This is a genomic window from Lelliottia sp. EB106-05-01-XG201, from assembly GCF_058791735.1.
The window spans coordinates 3,436,907-3,449,102 of the sequence record NZ_JBYTDV010000001.1 but is presented as its reverse complement, the minus strand read 5'-3'; the positions used below and the strand labels follow the sequence as shown (position 1 = coordinate 3,449,102).

Annotated in this window: 10 protein-coding genes; 9 read left to right on the top strand and 1 reads right to left on the bottom strand. The window is 57.5% G+C overall.

Features of this window, described 5'->3' with window-relative positions; all coding sequences use genetic code 11:
- Positions 1-160: 160 nt before the first annotated feature.
- From AC3WS9_RS16205 to AC3WS9_RS16190, 4 genes are all read left to right on the top strand, one after another.
- Positions 161-970 (top strand): winged helix-turn-helix domain-containing protein, encoded by an 810-nt coding sequence (locus AC3WS9_RS16205; protein WP_492489333.1) that lies wholly within the window; start codon positions 161-163, stop codon positions 968-970.
- Positions 963-1,421 (top strand): YqeJ family protein, encoded by a 459-nt coding sequence (locus tag AC3WS9_RS16200; protein ID WP_492489331.1) that lies wholly within the window; start codon positions 963-965, stop codon positions 1,419-1,421. The genes AC3WS9_RS16205 and AC3WS9_RS16200 overlap by 8 nt, the downstream gene beginning before the upstream one ends.
- A gap of 289 nt (positions 1,422-1,710) precedes the next feature.
- Positions 1,711-2,790, top strand: coding sequence for a YncE family protein (locus tag AC3WS9_RS16195; protein WP_492489329.1), 1,080 nt, complete (start codon positions 1,711-1,713; stop codon positions 2,788-2,790).
- A 62-nt stretch (positions 2,791-2,852) separates the two neighbouring features.
- Positions 2,853-5,039, top strand: a complete 2,187-nt coding sequence (locus tag AC3WS9_RS16190) for a TonB-dependent receptor (protein WP_492489327.1) — start codon at positions 2,853-2,855, stop codon at positions 5,037-5,039.
- A 42-nt stretch (positions 5,040-5,081) separates the two neighbouring features.
- On the opposite strand, the gene AC3WS9_RS16185 is transcribed toward AC3WS9_RS16190, so the two are convergent.
- Positions 5,082-6,002: a M14 family metallopeptidase gene (locus AC3WS9_RS16185; RefSeq protein WP_492489325.1), complete on the bottom strand. Its 921-nt coding sequence runs from the start codon at positions 6,000-6,002 to the stop codon at positions 5,082-5,084.
- 149 nt (positions 6,003-6,151) lie between these two features.
- Here AC3WS9_RS16185 and pheP point away from each other — a divergent pair, with 149 nt between their 5' ends.
- The 5 genes from pheP to AC3WS9_RS16160 all read left to right on the top strand — a co-directional run bounded on the left by pheP (position 6,152) and on the right by AC3WS9_RS16160 (position 12,195).
- Positions 6,152-7,546, top strand: coding sequence for a phenylalanine transporter (gene pheP / locus AC3WS9_RS16180; protein ID WP_492489323.1), 1,395 nt, complete (start codon positions 6,152-6,154; stop codon positions 7,544-7,546).
- Positions 7,547-7,727: 181 nt separating this feature from the next.
- Entirely contained in the window at positions 7,728-8,966 is a 1,239-nt protein-coding gene (locus AC3WS9_RS16175) for an MFS transporter (protein ID WP_285149982.1), read from the top strand.
- 15 nt (positions 8,967-8,981) lie between these two features.
- The gene (locus tag AC3WS9_RS16170; protein WP_492489321.1) at positions 8,982-10,007 is read left to right on the top strand and encodes a sugar phosphate isomerase/epimerase family protein; all 1,026 of its coding nucleotides are present in this window, start codon (positions 8,982-8,984) and stop codon (positions 10,005-10,007) included.
- Positions 10,000-11,142 carry a Gfo/Idh/MocA family protein gene (locus tag AC3WS9_RS16165; protein ID WP_492489319.1) on the top strand — a complete coding sequence of 381 codons (1,143 nt, stop codon included), beginning with the start codon at positions 10,000-10,002 and terminating at the stop codon, positions 11,140-11,142. The genes AC3WS9_RS16170 and AC3WS9_RS16165 overlap by 8 nt, the downstream gene beginning before the upstream one ends.
- A 75-nt stretch (positions 11,143-11,217) precedes the next feature.
- Positions 11,218-12,195: a LacI family DNA-binding transcriptional regulator gene (locus AC3WS9_RS16160; protein WP_492489317.1), complete on the top strand. Its 978-nt coding sequence runs from the start codon at positions 11,218-11,220 to the stop codon at positions 12,193-12,195.
- Position 12,196: the final 1 nt, after the last annotated feature.

Genomic DNA, 12,196 nt, shown 5'->3' with positions numbered 1-12,196 from the left:
CTGACAAAAAGAGGAGTGAAGTTATATGATTTATACTGAGTAAGGGAGGAGAGCGTGGCGCTGAAAGTGTCGATAAGAAGTGGATGTGGTTTTTTCAACCTGCTGATATATAATAATTAAATTCTGAATCAGGTTTTTTATGACAACTTGCGAAAGTACTATGAAGAAAGTGTACCTTATCAACGATACCTTGCTCTTTGAACCTGATCTTCGTCGACTGGGACCCCTGGAAGGGTACCCATACCGGGCCACCACGCTGCACGGGCCGGTCAGTGAATGCCTGCTTTTGTTGTTAGAAAACAACGATCAGGTCGTTAAGCAGCGTACTTTCTTCGCCTCGGTGTGGGAGAAACAGGGCACTATTGTCAGCACCAATGCCCTCTACCAGACGATTTCTCAAATCCGTAAGGTTCTGAAATCCGCTGGAATGGAAGAAAACATCATTAAGACTCTCCCTAAGGAGGGTTTTAAGTCGATTGCGCAGGTACGCGTGGGGGAGCTGGGTGAGTTTGTCTCTCCGAAGAAAACAGTCCCGGTTTTCGTTTCATCCGAGGAATCTGTTGAACCGGATCCTGTCAGCGTTATCACGCCTGAGGTTCGTCCTAAGCGGTCATTTTTTCACTCGCCGCTGGCATACGGGCTTGCCGGAATACTGTTTATTATTTCATGCAGTGTGCTTTATTCAGTTATGAAAGTGGGAAAGCCCTGGCTGGTGGATTATCAGTCCGTCGGGCAGGTTAACGGCTGTGCGCTTTATTCCTCATGGCATGAAAATGAAAAAAGCCGTGAAATGTTTACCGCGCTTTCGAAGCGCTTTGCTATTCAGTGCAAACCCGGTGGCACGGCCTGGATGACGGTCAATTTCGCGCAGCAGGGGAATACGGTGATCGTTTGTGACCGCCAGCCTCAGGATATTGGTGCGCAGTGCGATTCTATTATTTACAGGCAGCAGAATAATGAAGATGAATAAAACCGCTCTGAGCTGGACGCTGATCGCGCTGGCGATCGTCACGCCGCTGCTTTATGCCTGGTACATTCACTATCAGCGTAATCACTTTAGCTGCGAGTCGCACCTGACCATTGTGGATGATAATTATATTCTTGATGTTGTCGCGGATTATTCTTTTAGCGGCGACACAGGGAATTATGAAACCTCCGGGGATTATATTCAGCTGGGTCAGCCGCCGGTTGCTATTAGCAATAAAATTGAGTTTAACTACTGGCGGGAAGGGGACAGCGTCATTATGGTGTCCAGTGACACCAATGAACGGCCGAAGAGAAGCCAGGCCTTCAGGCATAATATCCCCGATTTCTTTCAGGTTCGCGACCGGGGACTCAAGATGGAAATAATACCGGCGAACGCTTCCAGCTATTTATTTATCTACGGCAACGCACCTGTGTTTTATTGTACTAAGGGATAAACACCCGCCGGGCAAAGTCCCGCGTACGCACGCCATTTTCATCCTGTTGCCCATATTTACGCTTGATCATATAAAGATAATGAGTATAGTTCTCATTCTCTTTAGTGTTTGTGGGCAGCGACGGACGATTCCCGCATCAACAGTGAGCGCAGATCTCACACGGAACACTGAGTGTTAACGGTGGAATCTGCACTGGCCTCACAGCCTGTCAAAACAACCCTAATCGCACAGCAGCATGCGACGCAGTTTCCCGCCTGATTCTCTTTTTGAACGGTAAAGGATGTTCCTGATGACAAAAAAATTGTCCGCGCTGGCGCTGCTGGTGGCTGCCTCTCTTTCCGGCTGTGCCGCGCAGCACGCCGCCAAACCTGCTCCTGAAGCCCAGACCACGGTTACCGCCCCGGCAGAAACCGGCGTGGTGAAGCGTGAACTCGCCGACGGCCTGTACGAAATGGTGCTCAGCCCGAAAGGGGACGCGCTGTATGTGGCGAGCTCGGAAGGCTTCAAGGATGTGCAGGGCGGGGTGATCTACAAACTCGACCCAACCACGCTGAAAACCATTGGCCGCAGTCACACCGACCTGAAAAACTTCGCGCTGGCGATCTCCCCGGACGGTAGCACCGTTTATGCCACCAACTCCCTGGACGGCGGCATCAGCGCCATCAGCACCGCCGACGGCAAAGTGAAAAACCGTCTGCTGTTTACCGAACGTAACAAAGAGGGCTTCCCGTATGGCGCGCGTCAGGTGCTGCTCCATGACGGCACGCTGTACATCGGCGGCGTCGCCGATCCGGCGGTGGTCTGGGTGGTGGATGCCGAAACCCTGAAACTGAAAAAAACCATCAAAAACGCCGGACAGTGGGTGACCGGGCTGTTGTGGTCTGAACAGACGCAGCGCATCTATGTTGCCAATGGCGGCGGTGAAATCCTGATCGTCAACCCGCGCACCAACCGCATCGAAAAACGCTGGAAGCCGCTCGGCGACAAACCGGCGCTGCTGCTGAATATGGCGGAAGACAAAGCCACGGGCCGCCTGTTCGTGACCGATAACTCCAAAGCGAAAACCACGCTGGTGCTGGATATCCACACGGGCGACGTGATTAAGCAGCTCGATGTGGGCGATTCGCTGGCGGTGAAATTCAACGCCAAACGCAATGAGCTCTACATCACCCAGCGCGAAAGCGGGAAACTGCTGAGCCTGGATGCGACCACCTACGCCGTCAAACAGAGCTGGGATCTGCCGCCGAATCCAAACAGCCTGCTGCTGTCGGACGATGGCCAGACGCTGTTCGTGACCGTCAAACAGCCTTTCAACAAAGACCACTCGACCAACGGGCCGGACAGCGTGGTCAGAATTGCACTGAAATAAACCTCTTATAAAAATCAGGCCCGGCAACGGGCCATTTTGCGCGAAAATTGAACGAGTTAGTCATGACCAATACCAGAATGAATAAAACGCTGCTGGCGCTCGCCATCGGCGCGGTAACGCACTCCGCCTTTGCGGCGGACACCCCAAAAGAAGAGACGCTCGTCGTCCAGTCTGCTCCGGCCAGCGATTTCAAACCGGGCGGCGATCAGCTGGTTCCTGCGTTCCTCGACGGCCAGGTCGCTAACGGCGGCCGCATGGGCATGCTCGGCCAGCAGAACGCGATGGATGTGCCGTTCAACATCATCAGCTACACCTCGAAACTGGTGGAAGATCAGCAGGCCAAAACCATCGCCGACGTGGTCGCCAACGATGCGGGCGTACAGTCGGTGCAGGGCTACGGCAACAGCGCGGAAAGCTATCGCATTCGCGGCCTGAAATTCGACGGGGACGACATGACCTTCGGCGGATTGTCCGGCGTGCTGCCGCGTCAGGTGGTGGATACGCAGATGGTCGATCGCATTGAGATCTTCAAAGGGGCCAACTCCCTGATGAACGGCGCGGCCAGTTCCGGCGTCGGCGGGATGATCAACCTCGAGCCGAAATACGCGGGCGACACGCCGCAGGCCAAAATCGGCGTGGATTACACCTCCGACTCGCAGATCGGCACCACCCTGGATGCGGGCCGTCGCTTTGGCGAAGGCGATCAGTTTGGCGCGCGCGTCAACCTGGTCCACCGCGAAGGGGAAGCGCCGATTGCTAACGATCGCCGCCGCACCACGCTGCTCTCCACGGGCCTCGATTACAAAGGCGACAACTTCCGCACCTCCGTGGACATGGGCTATCAGAAGAAAACCTTCCACGGTAGCGAAACGGGCGTGAATATTTCCGCCGTGGATTTCGTCCCGACGCCGCCGAAAAACGATCGCAACTACTCGCAGAAATGGGCCTACAGCAACATCGAAAACGAATTCGGCATGTGGCGCAGCGAGTACGACATTACCGATAACTGGACCGCTTACACCGGGCTCGGCGCACAGCACGCTCACGAGGAAGGTTTGTACAGCGGCGCGAAGCTGGTCGATAAGAGCGGCAAAGCGACGGCGACTCGTCTGGACACCAACCGCATCAGCGACTCCATGAGCGGGATGGCGGGCATTCGCGGTAACTTCGATACCGGTTTCGTCTCGCACAAAGTTAACGTCGGCTACTCGGCGATGACCAAAAACGAAAAAATCGCGTGGAAGATGTCGGCGGCAGCGGATAACCCGGTCACTAACATCTATCACAACACCGGCGTCGATAAGCCTGAGAGCAGCAACTTCAATGGCTCCGGCGGTAACTACAGCGATCCGCTCACCAGCGGCCGCACCCGCATGCAGGGCTGGCTGCTGAGCGACACCCTCGGCGTGCTGGACGATAAACTGCTGTTCACCGCGGGCGCACGTCATCAAAAAGTGGTGATCCGCGGATACAACAAAAAAACCGGCGCGGAAAACCCCGCCGATGGCTTTGACGGCAGCCGCTGGATGCCGACCTACGGCGTGGTTTACAAACCGTGGGAAGAAATTTCGCTCTACGCCAACCACACGGAAGCGCTACAGCCGGGGAAAACGGCGCCGAATACGGCAACCAACTACGGCCAGAGCACCGGCATTGTTCACTCGAAGCAGAACGAAGTAGGGGTGAAAACGGACTTCGGACGCGTGGGCGGCTCGCTGGCGCTGTTTGAAATCAAAATGCCGTCGGCGATCCTCGACAGCGTGACCGGACATTATGGTCTGGATGCCGAGCAGCGTAACCGCGGCGTCGAGCTGAACGTGTTTGGCGAGCCGATGCTGGGGATGCGTCTGAACGCCAGCGCCACCTGGCTGCAGGCGGAGATGACCAAAACCAACAACGGTCTCAATCAGGGCAATAAAGTTATCGGCGTGCCGAACTTCTATGCGGTGCTGGGGGCGGAATATGACATCAAACCGATCGACGGCCTGACGGCGACGGCGCGCGTGAACCACTCTGGCTCGCAGTACGCGGATCTGGCGAACAGCAAAAAGCTCGACAGCTACACCACGCTGGATCTGGGGATGCGCTATCGCTTCGCGGTAAACCACAACCAGAATCAGATGACCGTGCGGGCCGGTATCGACAACGTAACGGGCGAAAACTACTGGGCCAGCGTGGACGATTCCGGAACCTATCTGTTCCAGGGCGAACCGCGGACCTTCAAAGTCTCCGTCGGCTACGAGTTCTGAGTTTTACCCTCGTTATCAGGGGCACGGATGCCCCATCCATTCTTATGCGTGGGCTAACGCAAATTCTATCGCGGTATGAACGGTCACCACCTGTGCTCGCGTGCAGGCTTCAGGCGTGGTGTCCGGGCTGTCGGGATAGACTTCCGTGGTGGTGGTAAACGGCGCGCCGGTCAGAGTGGCGCACAGGTGGTAGGCATTGTTGTCATACTCCACCACACCGTTGCTGACCACCGGGTAGTCCAGCATGTTGCCGTTCTTATCCGCAGGGGCAATATGCGTCACCTTCTCCACAGCAGCAATAATGGCTGCCTGGAAATCGAGCCGTGAATTCTGCGTATCGCTCACCAGATAGTAGCCGTCGGGAATGGTTCCCGGCTCAAACGCTTCGCCGTCGCGCGCGGCTTTCGCCGGGCGGAACTCGCTCTCGTCGCTGTCGGTAGTTTCGTGAAGATCGACGTGCAGGAGGAATTTGCCTTTCAGCGGGGCGGTGTACGCCATCAGCGCGCGGGCTTCTTCGCCTTCGCCTTGCGGATAAAACTGGCGGTTGGTATCGACGGCATCATAAGTCCAGCGGGTAATGTGCTCGTAGGCCCACGGACTGACGCACGGCACCACCAGTAAATTGATTTTCCCCGCGTACTCGTTCTGATACTCAGAGAGGAAACTCAGCGCGCCCATCACGCCGCTGGTCTCATACCCGTGAACGCCGCCGGTAATCAACGCGACGGGCAGGCTGTCGTCCCAGTTTTGGGTTTTCACGGCCATCAGCGGGAATGTCCGGTCGCCGTAGTGCAGTTCCCCGTACTGGCTCACGTCGTAGCGCGGTTTGAGCGCATCAATGGCTTCCAGTACGTCAGTCTCATAGCTTCTGAAACGCGTCTGGCTCTCGCGCCACTGCTGCTTTTCAGCCGCGGTCCATGGCTTGCCTGGGGTTCCGATAGGGTAGAACGGTTTCACAGTCATAGGTCACTCTGTCAGGTTGGGGTTTTCAACATCATACCCAGCCGCGATTTCGAATTCATCCCGCTCTTTGCGATCCGGCCTGCAACTTGCTCCTGCTGACCTGAAGTGTTAAAAGGTGCCCCTTCTATAAAAATACACAGGGGTCAGACGTGAAAGACGCGTCATCCGCTTCAGACAATGCGGTTTCTGAAGCCTCGTCGGAACAGACACCGACGCTGCAACGTGGTTTGCAAAATCGACATATTCAATTAATTGCCCTCGGCGGCGCGATTGGCACCGGGCTGTTCCTCGGCATCGGGCCTGCGATTCAGATGGCAGGTCCTGCGGTTCTGCTGGGATACGGCATTGCGGGGGTGATCGCCTTTCTGATCATGCGCCAGCTCGGCGAAATGGTTGTCGAAGAGCCGGTATCAGGCTCCTTTGCGCACTTTGCTTATAAATACTGGGGTCCGTTTGCGGGCTTTCTTTCCGGCTGGAACTACTGGGTGATGTTCGTGCTGGTTGGCATGGCAGAGCTCACCGCCGCAGGCATCTACATGCAGTACTGGCTGCCGGACGTTCCGACGTGGATCTGGGCCGCGGCCTTCTTCATTATCATCAACGCCGTGAACCTGGTGAACGTGCGCCTGTACGGCGAAACCGAGTTCTGGTTTGCGCTGATCAAAGTGCTGGCGATTATCGGCATGATTGGCTTTGGCCTGTGGCTGCTCTTCTCTGGCCACGGCGGCGAGCGCGCGAACATCGACAACCTGTGGAAACACGGCGGCTTCCTGGCGACCGGCTGGAACGGGCTGATTATGTCTCTGGCGGTGATCATGTTCTCCTTTGGCGGGCTGGAGCTGATCGGCATCACGGCGGCAGAAGCGCGCGATCCGCACAAAAGCATTCCGAAGGCGGTCAACCAGGTGGTGTACCGTATCTTGCTGTTTTATATCGGTTCGCTGGTGGTGCTGCTGGCGCTCTATCCGTGGGTGGAAGTGAAATCCGACAGCAGTCCGTTCGTGATGATTTTCCACGACATGAACAGCAATCTGGTGGCCTCGGCGCTGAACTTCGTCATTCTGGTGGCCTCGCTGTCGGTCTATAACAGCGGTGTGTACTCCAACAGCCGTATGCTGTTTGGCCTCTCCGTCCAGGGCAACGCGCCGAAGTTCCTGACCCGCGTCAGCCGTCGCGGCGTGCCGGTCAACTCGCTGCTGCTCTCCGGGGGCATCACCTCGCTGGTGGTGCTGATCAACTATCTGCTGCCGAAAGAGGCCTTTGGCCTGCTGATGGCGCTGGTGGTGGCCACCCTGCTACTGAACTGGATCATGATCTGCCTGGCGCACCTGCGTTTCCGCGCGGCGATGCGTCGCAAAGGGCGCGAGACGCAGTTCAAAGCGCTGCTCTACCCGGCGGGTAACTACCTCTGTATCGCCTTCCTTGGGATGATCCTGGTGCTGATGTGCACCATTGATGATATGCGCTTGTCTGCGCTGTTGTTGCCGGTATGGGTGGTGTTCCTGTTTGCGGCGTTTAAGTTGTCGCGTAGCAAAGCGGCCTGATTAGCCTCAGTTTTGTAGGCCGGGTAAGCGCAGCGCCACCCGGCAACACTTCCAGACTACCAATTTAGTTCGTGACCCTTCTCCCACTTCTGTTTAGATCCACAGGATCTTTATTTTGTAATCGATTACTTTTTATTTGACGGTATTTGTAATCGATTACTTTTTAAAGGTGAGGCTCATCATGGTGTCAACAACTGAAAGTAGTGGAAAGGCGATAGGGCAGCACCGGCTGCTGGTTCCACGGCTGTCGCTGATGATGTTTTTACAGTTTTTTATCTGGGGTAGCTGGTCGGTCACGCTCGGGCTGGTGATGACTCAGCACAACATGTCACTTCTGATTGGCGATGCGTTTTCCGCAGGTCCCATTGCGTCTATCCTCTCGCCGTTTGTGCTCGGGATGCTGGTGGACCGCTTCTTCCCCTCGCAAAAGGTGATGGCGGTAATGCACCTGGCCGGGGCGGCGATTCTGTGGTTCGTGCCGGGGGCGCTGATCGCCCAAAACGGCGCGCTGCTGATTGGCCTGCTGTTTGGCTACACGCTCTGCTATATGCCGACGCTGGCGCTGACCAACAACATCGCATTTCACAGCCTGGCGAACGTCGATAAAACCTTCCCGGTGGTGCGCGTCTTTGGCACCATCGGCTGGATCGTCGCTGGGATTTTCATCGGTGTGACCGGCGTTTCCGCCAGCGTGACCATTTTCCAGGTGGCGGCGGTGAGCTCGGTGCTGCTGGCAATTTACAGTCTGACGCTGCCGCACACGCCAGCTCCGGCCAAAGGGCTGCCTGTCGCCGTGCGCGATCTGTTCTGCGCGGATGCGTTTGCGCTTCTCAAAACGCGCCACTTCTTTATCTTCTCTCTGTGCGCGATGCTGATCTCCGTTCCGCTCGGCACCTATTACGCCTACACCGCGTCGTATCTGGCGGATGCCGGGATTCAGGATGTGAGCACCGCCATGTCCTTCGGGCAGATGTCTGAGATCGTCTTTATGCTGGTCATTCCGCTGCTGTTCCGCCGCCTCGGCGTGAAGTACATGCTGCTGATCGGCATGCTGGCGTGGTTTGTACGTTACGCCTTCTTTGCGCTGGGCGTCAGCGAAGAGGGGCGCTTCCTGCTCTATCTCGGCATTTTGCTCCACGGCGTGTGCTATGACTTCTTCTTTGTCGTCGGCTTTATCTACACCGACCGCGTGGCGGGCGAAAAGGTCAAAGGCCAGGCGCAGAGCATGATCGTGATGTTCACCTACGGCATCGGGATGCTGCTCGGCTCGCAAATTTCTGGCGCGTTGTACAACAGCCTGGTGGCGGGGCAGACCGTGCCGCAGGCATGGGTGACATTCTGGTGGATCCCGGCGGTAGCCGCCGCGGCGATCGCCCTGATTTTCCTGTTCTCGTTCAAATATGACGACGACAAGGCGTAATTTTCTGGAGGTGTTATGAGGACGATTAAGGGACCGGGGATTTTTCTGTCGCAGTTTATCGGCGCACAAGCGCCGTTTAACTCCCTCGACGGGCTCGCGGGCTGGGCGGCGAGCAAAGGCTACAAAGCGCTGCAAATTCCGTGCAATCACCCGCAGATTTTCGATCTGGAGCAGGCGTCTGTCAGCCAGACGTATTGCGACGAAATCAGCGGGAAACTGGCTGAGCACGGGCTGGTGATTAGCGAATTGTCGACCCATCTGGAAGGTCAACTGGTGGCGGTGAATCCGGTGTACGGCGAGGCGTTTGACCACTTCGCACCGTCTGAGGTTCGCGGTAACGACACTGCGCGCCAGGCTTGGGCAACCGCCAAAGTGAAGCAGGCCGCCGCGGCATCGGCCAAGCTCGGATTAACCGCCCACGCGACGTTCTCCGGTTCGCTGGCGTGGCCGTTTTTCTACCCCTGGCCGCCACATAACGAGACGCGTTTTCGCGAGGCGTTTGCTGAGCTCGCCAGGCGCTGGCGTCCCGTTCTTGATTGTTTCGCCGAGCACGGAGTCGATCTCTGCTTTGAGCTGCATCCGGGCGAAGACCTGCACGACGGCGTGACCTTCGAGCGTTTCCTCGCGCTGGTCGACAACCACCCGCGCTGCAACATTCTCTACGATCCGAGCCATATGCTGCTGCAACACATGGATTACCTGTCGTTTATCGATATTTATCACGCCCGAATCAAAGCGTTTCACGTCAAGGACGCCGAGTTTCGCCCCAACGGACGCAGCGGTGTCTACGGCGGCTATCAGCCGTGGATCAATCGCGCCGGGCGTTTTCGCTCCCTGGGCGACGGGCAGATCGACTTCAAAGGGATCTTCAGCAAGCTCACGCAGTACGACTACGACGGCTGGGCGGTGCTGGAGTGGGAGTGCTGCATGAAGGACGGCGACGTCGGCGCGAGTGAGGGCAGCGAGTTTATCCGCCGCCACATCATTCCGGTCTCGGGCCGCGCCTTTGACGATTTTGCCGCCGGGGGCGAGAATGATTAACGTCGGAATCGTCGGGAGCGGGTTTATCGGCCCGGCGCACATCGAGGCGCTGCGTCGCCTCGGTTTTGTTCAAGTCGTCGCCCTGTGCGACGGCTCCCTCGACCAGGCGCAGGAAAAGGCGCGGGCGCTAAATGTGCCCCACGCCTACGGCAACGTCGAAGAACTGCTCGCCCATCCGGGTTTGCAGGTGGTTCACAACTGCACGCCGAATCATCTCCACGCGCAGATCAACCGGCAAATCCTGGCGGCGGGCAAACATGTCTTCTCGGAAAAACCGCTGTGCATGACGCCGGAAGAGGCAAGAGAGCTGGTGGAAATGGCCGAACGGGCAGGCGTCATCCACGGCGTGAGCTTTGTCTATCGCCAGTTCGCGATGGTGCGCCAGGCGGCGAGCATGATGCGCGCCGGGAGCGTAGGGCGACTGTTCGCCGCGCACGGCAGCTATTTGCAGGACTGGATGCTGCACGAGACCGACTACAACTGGCGCGTCGATGCCGCGCTGGGCGGGGCGTCACGGGCGGTGGCAGATATCGGTTCGCACTGGTGCGACACGATGCAGTTTGTCACCGGGCGGCGGATCGTCGAGGTGATGGCCGATCTTTCGGTCGTCTGGCCGACGCGCAAAGCCAACGTGGCGGGTAATCAGACCTTCACCCAGGAGTCCGCCGCTGTTTACGAGGACAAACCCGTCACCACCGAGGATTTCGGCTCGGTCCTGTTCCGTTTTGACGACGGCAGCAAAGGCAGCTTTAGCGTCTCGCAGGTCAGCGCCGGGCGCAAAAACCGCCTCAGCTTTGAGATCAACGGCAGCGAACGTTCGCTGGCCTGGGATCAGGAAGTCCCGCAGCAGCTGTGGATCGGCCATCGCGCACAGGCGAATCAGATTCTGACGGACGATCCGGGCCTGATGAACAAAGATGCCGCCGACAGCGCCCACTTCCCTGGCGGGCATATCGAAGGCTGGCCCGATGCTTTTAAGAACATGATGGCGCAGTTTTATCGCGCCGTGCAGGCAAACGCCATGCCCGAGAAGCCCTTATTTGCCACCTTCCACGACGGGGCGAATGTGATGTATATCATTGATGCGATTGTCAAAAGCCATCAACAGCAGCGTTGGGTGCGCGTTGAGGCTTGACCTGTTGCCCGGTTCGCCGGGCAGCAAATTTATGTTAGCCTGATAAAAACGCTAACTGCAGGATGTGTCGTCGTTATGTCAATTCAGAAAATCGCTCAGCTCGCCGGGGTTTCGGTGGCGACCGTGTCGCGTGTGCTTAACAACAGCGACTCGGTAAAAGCGAAGAACCGCGAGCGCGTCTTGCAGGCGATTAAAGAGAGTAACTACCAGCCCAATCTGCTGGCGCGCCAGCTCCGCACCGCACGCAGCTACATGATCCTCGTGATGGTCTCTAACATTGCTAACCCGTTCTGCGGCGAAGTGGTGAAGGGCATCGAAGAGGAAGCCGAGAAAAACGGCTATCGCATCCTTCTCTGTAACTCCGGTTCGGATCTGGAACGTTCTCGCTCCGGCCTGAGCCTGCTGTCGGGCAAAATCGTCGACGGGATCATCACCATGGACGCCTTCTCGAAACTGCCGGAACTCTCGGCTCTGATCGGCAGCGCGCCCTGGGTACAATGCGCGGAATACGCCGATTCCGGGACGGTCTCCTGCGTGGGCATTAACGATGTGGACGCCTCGCAGCACGTGGTCAGCCAGCTGGCAGACGGCGGTCGTCAGCGCATCGCGCTCATCAACCACGATCTCAGCTACAAATATGCCCGCCTGCGCGAGCGCGGATATAAAAGCGTGCTGCATCTGCGCGATCTGGAGTATCAGGTGGTGGAGTACGCGAGCGATCTCAGCTCCGGCGCGGGCATGGCGGCGATGAAAAAACTGCTGGCGGATAACCCGCCGGACGCGGTGTTTGCGGTATCGGACACCCTGGCGGCGGGCGCACTGCGCGCCATCGAACAGGCCGGGCTGCGGGTGCCGCAGGATATCGCGGTGGTGGGTTTCGACGGTACAGAACTCTCGGAAATGGTCTCCCCGCCGCTGAGCACCATCGAGCAGCCGTCGCGGAATATCGGGCGCAAAGCGGTCAATCTGCTGCTGAATAAGATCGATAACCCGGATGCGCCGACGGAAAGGGTGATGATGGACTGGCGCTACGTGGCGCGCGCCAGTACCTGAG